Source organism: Rhizobium sp. CG5 (assembly GCF_023701945.1).
GTDB lineage: Bacteria > Pseudomonadota > Alphaproteobacteria > Rhizobiales > Rhizobiaceae > Allorhizobium.
In genome coordinates this window covers 59877-76149 of sequence record NZ_JABAEF010000020.1, presented here as the reverse complement: position 1 = coordinate 76149, position 16273 = coordinate 59877, and the positions used below count along the sequence as shown (strand labels likewise).

Sequence of the window (16273 nt, the reverse complement as noted above, 5' to 3'; positions counted from 1 at the left end):
TTCTTTTCCTTTCGTTTAACGGAGCCGCGCGTCGAGACGGTCGCGCAGGTAGTCGCCGAGCAGGCTGATCGACAGGGTCGTAAGCACGATCACGGCGCCAGGGAACGCAGCCAGCCACCATGCGATGGCCAGATAGTTGCGACCGTCTGCCACCATCAGGCCCAGGCTCGTCGCGGGTGGTTGAATGCCAAGGCCGAGGAAGCTCAGGCCGCTTTCGAGCAGGATGATTTCTGGGAAGTTCACTGTGAACTGCACGATGAGAGGCCCGGCGATATTCGGGAGCATGTGCCTCAGGTAGATACGCATAGGCGGAACGCCGACGATCCGGGCGGCCTCCGCGTAGCCCTCTTCCTTGGCGCTCAAAACCAACCCGCGTGTGAGGCGGGCATAGCGCTCCCAATTCGCAAACCCGACCAGGAACACGAACAGGAGCGGACTGGACCCGAAAATTGCCAATACGCCGAGTGCAACGATGATAAAGGGAATGGACGCCATGGCGTCGGAAAACCCCATGATGGCGTTATCCACCCACCCACCGAAGTGGGCGGCGAGCAAACCAAGGCTGGTGCCGACCAAAGCGCAGATGATAGATCCGATAATGGCGATCATCAGGGTCGTCTGGGTTGCTACCAGAAGATTGCTTACCACGTCTCTGCCAAGGTAATCGGTCCCGAGAAAATGGGCGGCGGACAGGAACGGCTTGGCAAAGCGGGCCAGAGGGTCTTGATGGAGGTAGTCATAGGGCGCCACCCATCGCGCCGAAACGCCGATAACGATGACGATTGCGATCCATGTGCAACACGCGCCGATGCTGATCGGCATGCGGTGGAAAGGTGCCCAGATGGCGCTCGTGTACGAACGCGATGATGTCGCTGTCGTCATATCACTGCTTCCTGATCTTGGGGTTGAGAACCGCGTAGAGGACGTCGACGGTCAGATTGATGGTCACCATGAAGGCGGTAAACAGGAGGATCATCGCCTGGACCACCGAGAGGTCGCCGCTGCTGGTGGCGGCGACAAAACCGCTGCCAAGGCCTGGCCATGCAAAGACCGGTTCAATGAGCACAGCACCGCCCAGAAGACCGCCAGCGGTAAAACCGAGCGTGGTCACCATCGGGATAGCGGCGTTGGGCAAAGCATGCCGAACAATGATCTCCCAGTTCGGGATCCCGTCGGCACGCGCGGCAGCGATGTAGGGCTGGCCCAACACGTCAATCAGCGTCGAACGCATGAACCGCGCAATGCCCGCCGCATTGAAGAGGGCGAACGTTGCCACCGGAAGGATCATATGTTTCCAGGAAGAGCTGCCGGAACTTGGAAGCACACGCAGCCAGACGGCGAACAGAAAGACGAATATCAAGCCAAGCAGAAAGTTTGGGATACTGTAGCCGAGCACCGCTCCTGCCATAACACCCTTGTCGACAGGGGACTCACGGCGCACAGCAGCGATGATACCGGCCGGGATGCCAATCATTATGCTGATAAAGAAGGCGGACACCGTCAGAAGCAGTGTCTTTGGAATTCGCTCTCTGACAATTTCGAAGACTTCGCGGCCATCCGCGAAGGACGTGCCAAAGTCTCCCCGCAGCGCATTCCCGATATAGATCACATATTGCTCGAAGATTGTTCGATCCAATCCCCACTTTGCACGAAAAGCCTCCAGCGCTTCGGGACTCGCTGTATCTGGCAGCATCTGCTGTGCAGGGTCGCCGCTCAGACGAAGCACGACAAAGACGACTGTCACGGTGGAGATGAGGACGATGAGTGCCCGGATGATGCGAGCTGTTATGAAAGGACCCATTACGCGATCTCCTCCTGCAGTGCAGTCTGGGGCGATGACGCAATCGATTGTGGGAATTCCTCAGCCCGGTGACATGCGACTAGCTGTCCGCCAACCTGTCTAAGGATCGGTGTCTCGGTTGCGCATATGTCGATTGCAAATGGACAGCGCGAACGGAACGCACATCCGTGCGAGACTTTTGATGCGTCGAGCTCACCCTTGATCGGCGGTTCTATATTGCGAACCGTCGGGTCCATTGTCGGAACGGAAGCCAGAAGCGCGCGCGTATAGGGATGGCGTGGCCATTGGTAGACCGACTTTATATCTCCGGTCTCGACGACGCGGCCGAGATACATGACGGCAATACGATCAACGAGATGACGAACGATGCGGAGATCATGCGTGATGAAGACATAGGCGAGATCGAGCTCCTGCCAAAGCTCGCGCAACAAGGCGACGACCTGCGCCTGCACCGAAACGTCGAGGGCAGAGACGGCTTCGTCGAAGACGACGAGCTTCGGATCGAGGATCAGAGCACGAGCGATAACCACGCGCTGTCTCTGGCCACCCGACATCTGGTGGGGATAGCGGCTCATCATCGCACTCGACAGACCGCCACGCTCCAGCATGGCCGCGGCTCGTTCATAGGCGCCTGAGCGATCACTGACATGATGCACCAGGAGGCCCTCGGCAACCTGCTGACCGACCGTCATCTGCGGGTTCAATGCGGACAAAGGGTTTTGCTGCACGAGCGAGGTTCTGATGCGAAACTGCTTCCAGTCCTGTGCGCTTCGCTCCTTGTGGTCGACACCCTCGAACCAGATGTCGCCGCTGGTGGGCGGGGTCAGTCCCAGGAGAAGTCGACCGAGCGTGGACTTGCCGCTACCGGACTCGCCGACAATCCCCAGCCGCTCGCGTGGAGCGAGCTCCAGATCAATGGCATTGCACGCGAATTGGCTGGTTGGCTTGGCGAAGAAACCAGTCTTGTGCTTGAACGCCTTGGACAGGTCACGCGTCTGAAGAAGATGGGTCGTCATGCGGCCACCGGATGATAGCAAGCGGCTTCATGAGCGAGGCCGATCCTTGCAGGCGCCGGGAAGCGAGCGGTGCATTCACCGCTCGCCCGCGAACAGCGCGGATGGAAATAACAGCCTTCAGGCAGGCTATCGAGAAGCGGGACCGAACCCGGGATCGGAACCGGCGGCTCGAGATCGGCCGCATCGATGCTCGGCATGCAGTCGATAAGCGCGCGCGCATAGGGGTGCGCTGGCCTGTCCAGCAATTCGGCGACGGGCGCTGTCTCTACGATTTTGCCGCAATACATTACGGCTGCCCGGTCGGCCAAACGCGCAATGACACCCAGATCATGCGAAACGATGATCAGGGCCATGCCGGTTTCAGCTTTCAGCTCTTCGAGCAGATGGAGGATCTGCGCCTGCATCGTCACGTCCAGCGCTGTCGTTGGTTCGTCTGCAATCAAAAGCTGGGGTTTGGCCGCAAGGGCATGAGCAATCATCACGCGCTGGTTCATGCCACCGGAAAACTGATGCGGATACGAACGAAGCCGGCTCTTGGCCCGGTCAATACCTACCCGCTCAAGAAGGCGCATGGCCTCCATTTGGGCGTCACTGCCTCTTAGGCCCTGATGGCGGTAGAGCGCCGATTCAAGGTAGTAGCCGATCGTATGGACCGGGTTGAGACTGCTCGTAGGGTCCTGGAAAATCATCGCGATGGTCGGTTTCCCGGCCTTGCCTACTAACTCATGATCTGTGCCGAATTCGATCAAGCCAGCCGTTTGGACGATCCCGCGCGGAAGCATGTTGCCAACCGCAAAACAGGTGATGCTCTTGCCGCAGCCGGATTCTCCGACAAGCCCAAGCGTCTGCCCGGCCTCCAGGGAGAAGCTCACGTCATCGATGATTTTGATCTTTTGTGCCGGAACCTCGACCACGAGATTACGAACATTCAACAAAGTAGACATTCTTCCCTCCCAGGGGGCGGTGCGCACGGATGCGCACCGCCATTTTTGTCGGTCCGTCGTTATTTGAAGTTCAGGTTTTTGCGGAATTCCATGGTCTCGAACGAGACCGGGCTCCACTGGACGTCCTTGCGCGCGGCATAGACGTCGTACGGCTGATACAAGAGCACGGCAGGAGCCTCGTCCTCGAAGATATCGCGCAGGCGGTTGAAAGCAGCCGAACGCTCCTCGCCATCTTTCATCTGGGCCACCTTGTCGCAAAGTTCGTTGAACTCGGCAGGTGCTTTCCAGCCCCAGCGCTTCTGGATGCCGCGGCCAGGACCGAACTCGGATACCAGGGTCGTCAGACCATCTGTCAGCCACTGGCCGTTCGACCAATTGCGGATGAAGATATCTGGATCCTTAGGAGTCGTTCCTGGAGCGTAGATCTTCGGTACGACATTGATGCCAACCGCCTTCCACATCTCGATCATCATCATCAGCGCCGGTACGGCGTTTGCGTAGTAGTTACCCATCGTGTGATAGGTGATCGGCGTGCCGTCGTAGCCGCTTTCCTTGACCAGGCGCTTGGCTTCTTCGATGTTGTATTCCATCGCCTTGCGGTTCGGATCGAAGCTTGCCCCATAGTGCGGGAAGTTGAAGCCGTTCGGAATTGATGCGGTTTTCTTCCAGAGTGCTTCGACCATCAGGGGACGATTGACCGCGAGGCCCAGGGCCCGGCGCAACGCCTTGTTCTGGAAGATCGGCTGGTTCATGTTGAAGGTGAACATATGGACGTTCTCGATCAGCGTGCCCCGTGTTTCGAGGTCCGAGTATCCGTCAACCAGCGCCATGTCGTCCGGCGTCAAAGTGGTGATGATATCGTATTCGCCGCTGATGAGACCGGCGACGCGTGTCGCCGGTTCAGCGACGACCTGATACGTGATTTGCGAGGCCGTGGGCTTTTCACCCCAATAAGCGTCGTTGGCTTCCAGCGTGACGTGGTCGTTGGCAACAAGTTCCTGGAACTTGTACGGACCGGTACCAATCGGCTTGTTGCCGAAGGCGACCGCGCCGAGGCTCTTGTAATATTCCTTCGGAACGATGGGGCCGAGCCAGGAACCGAGATACTTTTCGATGAGATAGGACGGCGTCTTGGTCCGCAGCACGACCGTGTACTTGTCCTCGACGACCGGCTCATCCCAGTTCGGCGAGAAATTGCGGCCGTTCGGGACGGTCTTGATCGCCTCGTCGCCCCAAAGACGCTCGGAAGAGAAGGTGAAGGCTACGTCCTCAGCCGTCATTTCAGCGCCGTTGTGGAATTTAACGCCCTGGCGCAGCTTGAAGCGTACCGACTTGTCGTCGATGCGTTCAAAGCTTTCGGCGAGTGCCGGCACCAGCTTGATGCCATTGCCCTTTGCGCCGTCAGCGAAATAGTCGCGACGGATAAGGGTGTCGAAGATCTGGTTGATGATGCGGGGACCGGTGTTGCTGATACCGTTGATCGGCTCAAGCGAACTCGGCAGGCCGTTGACGCCGATACGCAACGCGCGGCGATCTGCTGCAAAGGCGAATTTCAGGCTGGTGGTCGATGCAAGCGCAGCAACGCTTGCGCCGATCAGGAAATTTCTGCGATCAGTTTTTACCATCGGTCCTCTCCCGGACTTAACAAGTTTCTATTGACGGATTGGCGGGGACATCGAGCCCTAGTTCGCGATCACGAACTTCCTCCGCAATTTTTCTGGCACCGTGTCGATGATGGTCCTGGTGCCGACGTCGGTGATAATCACACCGACGTCCTCGATTTTTGCTGTGACCGACAGGCTGGATTTCGTGAACTTCGAGTGGTCGGCGACCACGATCACACGGCTCGAGACTTCGATCATGGCTTTCTGAACGCTGGCGTTCATCGGTGTCGATGTGCAGATCTGGCCGCGATCGAGATCGATCGAGCTGGCATTGAGGATCAGCTTGTCGGCGTTGAACTGGCGAATGAAGCTTTCCGCATGCGGTCCGCGATAGGAGCGGTTCGTATCGGTGAACTCACCACCGACGGAATAAATGGTGTTGCCTTCGCCCCGGGAGAGCTCGGCTACAATATCGAGACCGTTGGAGATCAGCGTCAGACCTTTGCGAGCCGACAGGATCTTGGCGACCTCAAGTGCGGTCGTCCCGGCATCGAGAAAGACTGCGTCACCGTCGGCGATCATCCCTGCGGCGACGGCAGCAATGGCTGCCTTCTCTGCTTGACGCGAAATCGCGCGCGCAGCATGCGTTGGGTCCTGGCCGACCTGATTGACGCTAACAGCACCACCATGCGTCCGGCGAAGTACGCCGGCCTGCTCGAGGTCGCCAAGATCGCGCCGGGCTGTTGCGAGCGAGATTTGGAAACGTTCAGTCAGCGTATTGATCGCGACAAACTGCTCCTCGCGCAGCAGCTCTGCGATTTTGGCTTGGCGGTCCTGGGCGGCTGTAAGCACGGTGTCTCTCTTCGAATGGTGATCTAATTCGATCATTGGTATGATCGTTATCTATCTTTGTCAAATGACAGGTTGATGACAAAAGATGCTGCTTTGCAGCAATTACGAAGATAAACTCATTGTCCGAGTGAGATGGTCACGAGCGGGAAAACTGAGACTCTTGAATAATTGAGCGATATCGATCATAGTAACCGCTGCTCTCTAACGCTCCAAAGTCGAAGACGGCAAGGGATCGCATCTTGCTGAATCGACACGCCGGACAACTCGAAATCGAACGGAGCTCAAGAATTGAATTCCACGGTCGTCATGATAAATTTGCTCGGAGCGGTGGCGCTGCTTCTTTTCGGGCTCGCACTGGTCAAAGATGGAGCGACCCGTGCGCTTGGCGCGAAGCTTCGTACGGGACTGGCTAGCGGTACCAAGGGAAGCCTTCGGTCATTCGTGTCGGGTTTTGTCGCGACAGTCGCGTTGCAAAGTTCGACTGCAACCGCGCTGATGGTGTCTTCCTTCGTCGAGCGCGAGCTGATCAAACCAAGGATGGCCCAGGTGGTGCTTCTTGGCGCCAACGTTGGAACAGCCGTAACGGCCTGGATCGTAGCGACAGGAATCGAATGGATTTCGCCAGTTCTGCTGTTCGTCGGCATCATCTTCTATAGAAGTAATTCCACGGCACGGCAGGGCGCTGGCACCGCTTTAATCGGAATTGCCCTCATGTTGCTTTCGCTGCATCTCTTGAGCAGTGCGACCGAGCCCCTCCGTCATTCGCCTGCGCTTGCTGCCTTCATCGGGCTGCTTGACAACGCGTGGCCGGTGGCAATGATTTTTTCGGCGCTGATCGCCATACTGTCATCGTCGAGCCTCGCGGCGGTTATCCTGATTTTGTCATTATCGTCGACAGGCATGCTCTCTGGTGGACTTGTCGTCGCATTGGTGCTTGGTGCCAATCTCGGAGGTGCCGTTCCACCAGTGATTGCGTCTTTGTCAGGTTCCGGTGCGGCACGACGTGTGACACTTGGCAATTTTATCGTGCGCGCCGCTGGTTGTCTGATTGCCCTCCCGGGGGCACAGGTAGCGGCTGATTTGCTTGCGATCCTCCCCCTCGCCGCGACAAAGCTGCCGGTCGATGTGCACCTCGCCTTCAACCTCTGCCTCGCGCTGATTGCCTGGCCGTTCTCAAGGCTATTGGCACGTTGGATGGCGATCTTGATACCCGAGCAGATGCAATCTGGAGACGCGCCAAAATATCTTGATCCAGAGGAACTCTCGACGCCGGTCGTGGCACTTGCCAGCGCCGCTAGGGAGGTACTCGGTGTCGGAGATCTGATCGAGAGAATGCTCCTGAAAGCATCTGACGCCTTCGATCACAACAACGAAACCGGGCTTCGCGAGATCCCTGCCCTGGAATCTCAGGTCGATCGCTTGCAGCAGAAGATCAAGGTCTATCTGTCGAAGCTCGGACGGACAGGCCTTTCAGAGGACGAAGGGCGCAAATCGATCGTCATCATCGATTATGCCATTAATCTCGAGCACATTGGTGACATCATCGAGAAAGGTCTTTTGCCGGCAATGCGAAAGAAGGTTTCCCAAGGACTGAAGTTTTCCGACGATGGTTTCGCCGAGCTCCAGCAGTTGTTCAAGCTGACGATCGACAACCTGCGAATTTCGCAAACGATCCTGATCACGCGTGACTTCAACCTCGCCCAGCAATTGATGGAGAGGAAGGTTGACGTTCGAAACATGGAAAAACAATCTTCCGAGCGACACCTGGAGCGGCTGAGGAACGGTCGCGCAGATAGCCTTCAGACGAGCTCACTTCATCTCGACATTCTTCGGGATCTCAAGCGCATCAACGCCCACATTGTGTCGGTCGCCCACCCGATCATGGATGAGCAGGGGCTTCTCGGTGAAAGCCGCCTCATCGTCAGGGTTTCGGCAGATTAAGCTCTCCAGGGTTGGATGTCCTGATCGGGCACGACCGCGCTAGATCGAGCCATCCTTGTCGACTGTTCCAGCCGATGGTCAGCCTTTGAAGGCTCCTGGGAAAACAATGTCTTGATCGACAAGAACATTGAACTTGTAGCCAGGCCGAATTTCGAGCGTCGGCTGAACATCCATGTTCCGTTGGATGGTTCGATCCGCAACGCGCCCGAAGGTCTCGGCGAAATTCCGCCGTGTAGCATCCGAGGCAGTGTCCTGGGTCGCGAGCGTCGAGCTTTCCGGAACGGCCATGTCGATACCTGTCCCGATCAGGGCAATCAGCACCGCCGAGCCGAAAGTCTTCAAATAATGATTGTTCACCTTGTCGCTGAAACCGCCATATCCCTGCGCATCCGTCCCCGACATGCCGCCAATCTGCAAAGTCGAACCATTCGGGAAGATGATGTCGGTCCACACGACGAGAACGCGTTTCTGACCAAATGACACCTTGCTGTCATAGCGACCGAAGAGCTTCGTTCCTTGCGGAATGAGCAGACGATGGCCCGTCGCGCTGTCGTAAACGCTCTGGCTCACCTGGGCGGTGATCCGGCCGGGAAGATCGGAATTGATGCCCGTGATCAGTGTTGCCGGAATGACCGAACCGCGCTTCAGCTCGAAGGGCGATTGTTGGGGCACGACACGGTTCGGCAGGTAGCCAAGCTCTTTCAGGTCGGCATTGAAGAAGTCTTCCTTGGCGCCTTGGGCATTGGGATCAACGTTTTGACCACCGAGCCCGGCGCGGAGCGCCGCTGCATAGAGATCGGGGGAGCTTCCGTTGTCTGTCGGAACTGTCGAGGCTCTTCCCGCTGTGTCTGCGGTCGCATCATGCGTTTCAGCACGCCCATCCAATTTGCCGCGATCGATGGCAAGCGGCGCATCATAGGCAGCGTTGTTTGCCTGCAGGCGGGCCATCCGCTGGCGCTGCTGCTCACGCAGAAGCTGCTCCTGTTGTTCTCGCTGAAGACGGGCACGCCAGACCCCTTCCGCTTCGAGATCCTGACCGCGCTCCTGCACCTCGTGTTGCCCCGGCTGCGGCGTGAAGGGATTGCTGGCCTTTTCATCGACCTGTTTTGTTTCGACCGGCGTCGGCTGGAAGGTGGTCTGCTGCTGTGGCTCGCCGATGATACCGTCGGTGACTCCGCGTTTGATCTGGTCGGCAAACGTCGAGGCGGGGTTTTCCGAACTTTTCTCCGGGCCGCTGTCCTTGCCGAAATACAATCCGCGCGAGGCGAGCCCATAAAAGATGACGCCAAGAAACGTGACTGCCAAGACGGCAATGACGATGATCGGCAGACGGTTGATCCGCCGGATAGTCGATGGGGCCCGGCTGTTTGGGGCGCCGCCGAGATTGAGAGATTGCACCATATGATCCTCCCTCACCCGCGCCGCATGAGCGACAAGGCGCTCGCTGGCGTCGCGCCGTTTGCCGTGACGGAATAGGCGCGGCCGAGCTCGACGCTATTTGTCGATAGACGGGCCAGCACCTGACCATCGACAGTCAAGATCACATAGGCGAGCGGGATGACCGTCGCGCCGCTATCTGTCTTCTGGTCGGTGACGACGGCATAGCCCCATCCCTTCAGCGCCGCTTCCATCGCCTGTCCGAAGGGCGAGGTATCAGTCTTGAGCGCAACGGTCGCTTTTCCCGGCCCGATCTGTTCGGCAAGGCGGCTCACCATATCGCCGGCGATTGCGCTGGCCGCAGGACCGGAGATTTCCGGTGGCGCGCTGCTGGCCACGACACTGTCAGTCCCTATCGACTGGCATCCGGAAAGAAGGGCGGCTAGGGCGCAGGCTGCGGCATAATTGCGGAGGCGTTGCAAGGCGCGCGAATGGGAGAGAGGGATGTTCATTGCCGCCCTCCCCGCTTGATGGTGATCTTTTCCTGTTTCCAACCGACCCCCGACACGAGCACCGCGCGATCGACATGGTAATCGACGACCATCATGTCGCCCTTCATCCGATAGTTGACGATCCGGTTCTGCCCGCCTGAGGTGACGAAAAGAACAGGCGCATCCTGGCCGGAGACCGAGCGTGGAAACTGGATGTAGGTCTTGAGCCCATCGGAATAGACCCGTGTCGGCCGCCAGCCGGCGTTGCCCGAGACGGAATAGGAAAAGTTCAGCTGCTCGGCGGGGACGCCTGCGCCTGGGATGGTGGTCGCCTCGATCCGCGCGTTGATGTCGGCCAGCTTCGCCGAAACATCCTCAGGGTACTCGAAGCCGACACGCGCCATATACTGCGTCGGATGAGACTTGAGCTGAATGTGATAGGTACGCCTGGACGTCGTCACGACCATCGAGGTCACAAGACCTGGCTCCGACGGCTTGACGATCAGATGGATGGCCTGACCGCCGGCCGCCCCCGAAGTCGCGGGCTCTACCTTCCAGCGCACGGTGTCGCCGACCAGCACGTCACGGACCACCTCGCCGCCCTGAAGCTCGATATCGCAAACCTGCAGCGGCGAGCAGACGACGGAGGGCTGGACCTCGCCGTAGAGGAAGATCACCTTGCCGTCGGCACCCTTGGTCACCAAGCCGCGAGACCCCCGCCACTGCGTGGAGATACCCATGCCCTTTGCTTCGTTGGCCGTGACGCCATCGGCCCCAAAAGCATGCAGAGGAGCAGTGACCGATAACGCCAGCACCGCCGAGGCAAAAGCCGCCGCGGTCAGCGTGGCCCGTATTCTTGTGAGGGGGATTTTCATGTTCGGGGCCATTTCTTTCAAAGCTGTGCTGTCCAGTCGAAGTCGCGGAGATAGAGACCGATGGGGTTCAAGCGGATGACGCCCTCGTCTTGTGGCGGCGTCAGGGTCACGGTGGCGATCCCACGGAAGCGGCGGACGGCGGTTTCCTTGCCGCGCCGGTCGCGCTCGAATTCGGTCCAGTCCACCTGGTAGCTCTGGTTCGACAGCGCGACGATGTTGTTCACCTCGATGGCCACCGTCGAGTTCTTCGCTTTCTCGAACGGTGAGTTGGAGCGAAACCAGGCATTGACCTTCTCGGTTGCCGGATCGGATGTCCTCAGCAGCCCATAGGTTCTGTCGATGTATTGCTTCTGCACGACGGCGTCCGGAGTCACGCTTCGAAAGTTCGACACGAAGCTGCCGAGGGTCGCACGCACCACGCGCGGATCGGCATATTCGATCTGCTGCGGGAAGCCGGCGTTGACGGCTGTGCCGAGCTTGTCGACCTCGACGATATAGGGAACGAGCTTGACCTGCGTGCTTTGGTAGAGCGCGTAGCCAAAACCGATCACAGCCATGGTCATGCCGGCTATGCCGACGATGCGCCATGCGGCGGCGGATCTGACATAGGATCCATAGCGCTCGTTCCATTCGTTGCGGGCGGCGATATAGGGATTGGCAAGATCGGGATTATCGAGCGGATTGTGTCCGGCCATGGCTGATCGGCCTCCAGTTATTTGGTCTCGTTAAGCGGCGGTGGTGGAGGCGATGCGGTTCGACCCGACTGCTGGTCGAGTTTGGCATTGGCAAGCCCGAGCAGAGATCCGGCATAGGCGCCGGGTGACCCGACGGCCTTGTCTTTCGCGGCAGAACCGACCGCGCCGGCAGCACCGCCGATGCCCGCTTCCATACCGCGCATGGCGGCACTGCCAAGAGATGCTCCCCCTGCCCTTGCCGCGCCTGCTGCCTGAAATCCTCTGCTGGCTGCGGCCGTCGCCAGGAAGCCGGCACCCGCCGCAAAAGATGCGGCCTGTCCACCGTGGCGGATCGATTCCATGCCCCCGGAAACGGAGGCGCCCTGAACGACACCCTGCAGGATTGGCGGCACATACATGGCGATGACGAAGACCACGACCGAAATGCCGGCGATCGCGAGCGTCGTGATGAACTGCTCGGAAGTTGCTGTCGGTGCTTCGGCCAAGCCGAGCAGAATGTCCGAGCCGATCTTGGCGATCATTACCAGCGCCATCAGTTTCATGCCGACGGAAAAGGCGTACACCAGATATTTGATGGCGAAATCCTTGGTGTAGGATGTGCCACCTAATCCGAGCATGATCATGCCGGCGAGCAGCCCGACATACATTTCCACCATCACCGAGACGAAGATCGCGGCAACGAGCGAGAAGCAGACGACGACCACGACCATGGCGAAGACGGCGGCGATCGCCAGGGAGTTATCCTCGAAGAGGCCAAACTTCGCCTGTTCGGACATCTTGGTTGCAACGCGAATGCCGGCGTCAAAAATGTTGGCGGGCGAGGCCGAGCCGCCGCCAGCTCCGATCTGATAGAGGCTGTCGACGACCGCCTTAGCGAATGCCGGCCCCTCATTGAGAATGAAGGCGAACAGCCCGATGAACATGATGCGCTTCACCAGCTCGGCAAACCAGCTGTCGAGCGAGGCAGCATTGATCGCCAACCATACAGCGGCGATGCCGACTTCGATTCCGGCAAGGATCCAGAACAACGACCGCGCCGCATTCATCACCGTCGTCTCCCAGCCCTTGGCTGCCGCAACAACGGCGTTCTCCAGCGTGGTCAGCACTTGACCCTGCTGCGCCAGAGCGGGCGTGCTAGCGATCAGGATAAGGCCGATCGCGACGATGGCGCGCTCGATGCGCCGGGAGGCAGGAACGATCACCATCTCGGCTTCATCTCCTGGCCGCCGCGAATGTCGCGAGTGGTGTCGCCACCAAAGAACTCTTCCCGGTGAGCACGGCGGTCTGCGTCGGATGCAGCCTCTGGCGATGCTTCTTCCGCTCCGGACATGGGAGTCGGTCCCCGCTGGACGATCCACCTGGCGATGCCGAGGCCGGACGCGATGATCCCCACTACAGCAAGGATGATGACAAGGCGCGCGCTCACCAGCGGGGCTCCATCGTCTGCCCGCCGCGGATGTCATGTTCGCTTCCGCTAAAGAATTTTTCGCGGCGCGCCTGGGCGAGATCCTTTTGCGCCTGTTCCGACTGAAACCAGGTGCCCATCATCGTCATCTGTTGGGAGACGAGGCCCCGCAGTTTTTGCATTTGCGCGACCTGCTGTGCTGCGATCTGGTGGCCGACCTGCAGCGCTTTCATCTGTCCGTCGGCCGTTTCCGACATCGAGCGCAGCGACGACATCGTACCTTCCTCGCTTGAGAACTGGTCGGCCGTCAGGTTTGCGGCCTTCAGGGAGCCAGCGATCGTGTCGCGGTTGGTGTCGGACCAGTTCTGATAGGTGGACGAGAAGCTTGCTCCGTCAGGCAGGTTGCTCTTCATTTCCGAAAAACTCTGAAACCGCTGCTTGAGCACGTCGTCGATATTGCCCATCGAAAACGCGACGCCCTGCCCCTGCTCCACGACGTTCTGCAGGTTCTTCAGGTCATTCTCGACCTGGCCCCAGATGTGGCCTGGCAACTGCGCCGTGTTCTGCAGCATGTTGTTGTAGATGTTGATCTGGTTCTGGATCTGCTCGGCAAGCTGCGAGATCTGGGTAATCTGGTTGTTGACCTGCTCGGCCGACTTGCCGACCAGCGAAATCAGTTCGGTATTGTTGGCGAGCTGTGTCCATTCGGTCGCCTGGCCCGTCACGCCCCCGGCCTGAACTGAAGCTGGCAATGCAATCACAAGGGCGCTCGCAACGACGACGACCAGATTTACGGTTTCAAGATGTCGGGAAAAGTGTCTCGGCATGGGCGATCCCCCTTTGCTGGAGCCAATGAAGAGGCCATGCGGCCCCGTGTTCGGAATGCAGGCCGCGAATGCGCTTGAGGTCTTCCTTGGCCGTCGCCCCAACAAACGAGAGCGCGACCGGACCGAGCGCCATGTTGAAGAGCCTTCTGCCCTCCGGGGAGACGACGTAATATTCGCGCTTGGGAATGGCGGTTGCGACGATCTCGATCTGCCGTTCGTTGAAGCCAATGCGCTCATAGAACTCACGCGTGCCCGGTTCGCGTGCCGCGCCGTTTGGCAGGCAAATCTTGGTCGGGCAGGATTCCTTCAGCACATCGATGATCCCGGATCGCTCCGCATCCGAGATCGACTGGGTGGCAAGCACAACGGCGCAGTTGGCCTTTCTCAGCACCTTCAGCCATTCCCGGATCTTGTCCCGAAACACCGGATGACCGAGCATCAGCCAGGCTTCGTCGAGAATGATCAGGCTAGGCGCGCCGGTCAGGCGTTTCTCGATACGCCGAAACAGGTAGGTGAGAACGGGAACGAGATTACGCTCGCCCATGTTCATCAGTTCCTCGATCTCGAAGCACTGGAAGGCGCCAAGCGCCAGACCGTCCTCCTCGGCGTCGAGCAACTGCCCCATCGGACCGTCGACGGTATAGTGATGCAGCGCGTCCTTGATCTCGCGCATCTGCACGCCGGAGACAAAGTCCGACAGCGAGCGACCACGGGATTCAGTCATCAGCGCCAACTGCCTGGAGATGGCGTTGCGATAATCCGGAGTGATGGTCACACCTTGCAGCGCCACCAGCATCTCGATCCACTCGGAGGCCCAGGCACGGTCGCCGTCGGTCGACAGTTCGGCGAGTGGGCAAAAGGCAAGCGCCTTCACCTCACCACCAGCCGACGGGCCGATATCGCCGCCGATCTGGTAGTGATCGCCGTTGAGACCGAGCGTCAGCGGCAGCATCGAGCCGCCCTTGTCGAAGGCGAACACCTGGGCATCGGCATAACGTCGGAATTGCGCGGCAATCAGCGCCAGCAGCGACGACTTGCCAGAGCCGGTTGGCCCGAAGATCAGCGTGTGTCCGACATCATCGACATGTAGGTTCAGCCGGAATGGCGTCGACCCGGATGCCACCTGCATCAAGGGTGGCGAGGCCGGCGGATAGAATGGGCAAGGTGCTACTGGACTGCCCGACCAGACGGAATTGAGCGGGATGAGGTCGGCGAGATTGCGGGTGTTGATCAACGGCTCACGGATATTGGCGTACGAGACGCCTGGCAGGCTGCCGAGGTACGCATCGGTGGCGTTCAGGGTCTCAATGCGTGCGCCAAAGCCTTCGGCCTGGATCAGCCGGCGAATGGCCTCGCACTTTTCCTGGAGCCCGACCGCATCTTCTTCGAAGATGACGATAACCGGCGTGTAATAGCCATAGGCGACGAGCTGCGAGGAGGCTTCTGCGATGGCGTCTTCGGTTTCCGCCACCATCAGCATGGCGTCCTGGTCGACCGAGCGTGATTGCGTCTGGAACAACTGGTCGAAGAACGGCCGCACCTTCTGCTGCCACTTTTTGCGGGTGCGTTCGAGCCTTGCCCGCGCTTCTTCGGCGTCGAGGAAAACGAAGCGGGACGACCAGCGGTAGGTGAGCGGCATGCGATCGAGCGTATTGAGGATACCCGGCCAGCTTTCGGCCGGCAGGCCGTCAATCGCAACCACGCCGAGAAAGCGGTTCTCGACCATTGGGGTCAAGCCATGCTGCAACTCGGCCGTCACCAGCCAGTCGAGATACATGGGGATATCAGGCAGGCGCACCGGTTGGTTCTCGCCGGTTACGCAGAAGCGAATGAACTGGAACAGCTCGTCGTAGCGCGCGACGCGATAGCCGCCGCGCTCAGAGGTTTCCCGCGTCATCATCCGGCGGATGGACACGACATTGGCAAGATACTGCTCGACCTCGCGGATCGAGGTCAGGAAACTTGTCAGCGCCTTGTCGGCGTACGTTGCGGAGCGGCTTGCGGCATCCGAATAGATATAGCGCGTCAGGCCGGAGCGCCGCGGCTCCGGCGGCCGCCAGGTCAGGATCAAAGCGTGACGGCTCTCGAAATGCCCCCTCTCCTTCTGAAAATGCGCCCGCCGCTCATCGTCGATGGCGCGCGTGACGGGATCGGGAAAGTGGGATTCAGCCTCAGTCGGATAATCGCCGGTTGGCACCCGGATGGCCTCGACCTGGATCATCCATCCGGAGCCGAGCCGCGAAAGGATGGCGTTGATCTGCCGTGACACCTCGTTGCGCTCGGCGTCGGTCGAACTCTCGCTATCCGGCCCGGCAAAATACCAACCGGCCATCAGGGAGCCGTCTTTCAGCAGAATGACCCCATTATCGACCAACCCGGCATAGGGCACCAGATCGGCAAATGACGGTCCGGAATGGCGGAATGATTTGAGGGCGACCATCTGAA

15 protein-coding genes are annotated in these 16273 nt (G+C 59.3%); 1 reads left to right on the top strand and 14 read right to left on the bottom strand.

Translation table 11 applies throughout. The features are described 5' to 3' along the window. Nucleotides 1-15 precede the first annotated feature (15 nt). The 6 genes from HGO38_RS25365 to HGO38_RS25340 are packed head-to-tail and all read right to left on the bottom strand — an operon-like array spanning nt 16 to nt 6253. Complete coding sequence (locus HGO38_RS25365) at nt 16-882, bottom strand: ABC transporter permease (protein ID WP_250958602.1); 867 nt, start codon at nt 880-882, stop codon at nt 16-18. A 1-nt stretch (nt 883) separates the two neighbouring features. Then, the gene (locus HGO38_RS25360) at nt 884-1801 is read right to left on the bottom strand and encodes an ABC transporter permease (protein ID WP_250958601.1); all 918 of its coding nucleotides are present in this window, start codon (nt 1799-1801) and stop codon (nt 884-886) included. Further along, nucleotides 1801-2817, bottom strand: a complete 1017-nt coding sequence (locus HGO38_RS25355) for an oligopeptide/dipeptide ABC transporter ATP-binding protein (RefSeq protein ID WP_250958600.1) — start codon at nt 2815-2817, stop codon at nt 1801-1803. Before HGO38_RS25355 ends, HGO38_RS25360 begins: the two co-directional genes overlap by 1 nt. Then, on the bottom strand, nt 2814-3761 hold the full coding sequence (locus tag HGO38_RS25350) for an ABC transporter ATP-binding protein (protein WP_250958599.1): 948 nt from the start codon (nt 3759-3761) through the stop codon (nt 2814-2816). Before HGO38_RS25350 ends, HGO38_RS25355 begins: the two co-directional genes overlap by 4 nt. A 59-nt stretch (nt 3762-3820) precedes the next feature. Further along, complete coding sequence (locus HGO38_RS25345; RefSeq protein ID WP_250958598.1) at nt 3821-5386, bottom strand: ABC transporter substrate-binding protein; 1566 nt, start codon at nt 5384-5386, stop codon at nt 3821-3823. Between the two features lie 57 nt (nt 5387-5443). Further along, a complete protein-coding gene (locus tag HGO38_RS25340; RefSeq protein WP_156633547.1) occupies nt 5444-6253 on the bottom strand; it encodes a DeoR/GlpR family DNA-binding transcription regulator in 810 nt (269 codons plus the stop codon). 252 nt (nt 6254-6505) lie between these two features. Between HGO38_RS25340 and HGO38_RS25335 the strand changes: the two genes are divergently transcribed. Then, nucleotides 6506-8158 carry a Na/Pi cotransporter family protein gene (locus HGO38_RS25335; protein ID WP_250958597.1) on the top strand — a complete coding sequence of 551 codons (1653 nt, stop codon included), beginning with the start codon at nt 6506-6508 and terminating at the stop codon, nt 8156-8158. 78 nt (nt 8159-8236) lie between these two features. On the opposite strand, the gene trbI is transcribed toward HGO38_RS25335, so the two are convergent. The 8 genes from trbI to HGO38_RS25295 are packed head-to-tail and all read right to left on the bottom strand — an operon-like array spanning nt 8237 to nt 16268. Continuing rightward, a complete protein-coding gene (gene trbI, locus HGO38_RS25330) occupies nt 8237-9559 on the bottom strand; it encodes an IncP-type conjugal transfer protein TrbI (RefSeq protein WP_250958596.1) in 1323 nt (440 codons plus the stop codon). 11 nt (nt 9560-9570) lie between these two features. Continuing rightward, nucleotides 9571-10047, bottom strand: a complete 477-nt coding sequence (trbH, locus tag HGO38_RS25325; RefSeq protein ID WP_250958595.1) for a conjugal transfer protein TrbH — start codon at nt 10045-10047, stop codon at nt 9571-9573. Then, on the bottom strand, nt 10044-10901 hold the full coding sequence (trbG, locus tag HGO38_RS25320) for a P-type conjugative transfer protein TrbG (protein WP_110807980.1): 858 nt from the start codon (nt 10899-10901) through the stop codon (nt 10044-10046). Before trbG ends, trbH begins: the two co-directional genes overlap by 4 nt. A gap of 17 nt (nt 10902-10918) precedes the next feature. Beyond that, on the bottom strand, nt 10919-11596 hold the full coding sequence (locus HGO38_RS25315; protein ID WP_132279446.1) for a conjugal transfer protein TrbF: 678 nt from the start codon (nt 11594-11596) through the stop codon (nt 10919-10921). Nucleotides 11597-11613: 17 nt separating this feature from the next. Further along, nucleotides 11614-12801 (bottom strand): P-type conjugative transfer protein TrbL, encoded by a 1188-nt coding sequence (trbL, locus tag HGO38_RS25310; RefSeq protein ID WP_250958594.1) that lies wholly within the window; start codon nt 12799-12801, stop codon nt 11614-11616. Continuing rightward, the gene (gene trbK / locus HGO38_RS25305) at nt 12795-13022 is read right to left on the bottom strand and encodes an entry exclusion protein TrbK (RefSeq protein ID WP_250958593.1); all 228 of its coding nucleotides are present in this window, start codon (nt 13020-13022) and stop codon (nt 12795-12797) included. The genes trbL and trbK overlap by 7 nt, the downstream gene beginning before the upstream one ends. Continuing rightward, on the bottom strand, nt 13019-13828 hold the full coding sequence (gene trbJ / locus HGO38_RS25300) for a P-type conjugative transfer protein TrbJ (RefSeq protein WP_110807933.1): 810 nt from the start codon (nt 13826-13828) through the stop codon (nt 13019-13021). The genes trbK and trbJ overlap by 4 nt, the downstream gene beginning before the upstream one ends. After that, nucleotides 13800-16268: a conjugal transfer protein TrbE gene (locus tag HGO38_RS25295; protein WP_250958592.1), complete on the bottom strand. Its 2469-nt coding sequence runs from the start codon at nt 16266-16268 to the stop codon at nt 13800-13802. The genes trbJ and HGO38_RS25295 overlap by 29 nt, the downstream gene beginning before the upstream one ends. Nucleotides 16269-16273: the final 5 nt, after the last annotated feature.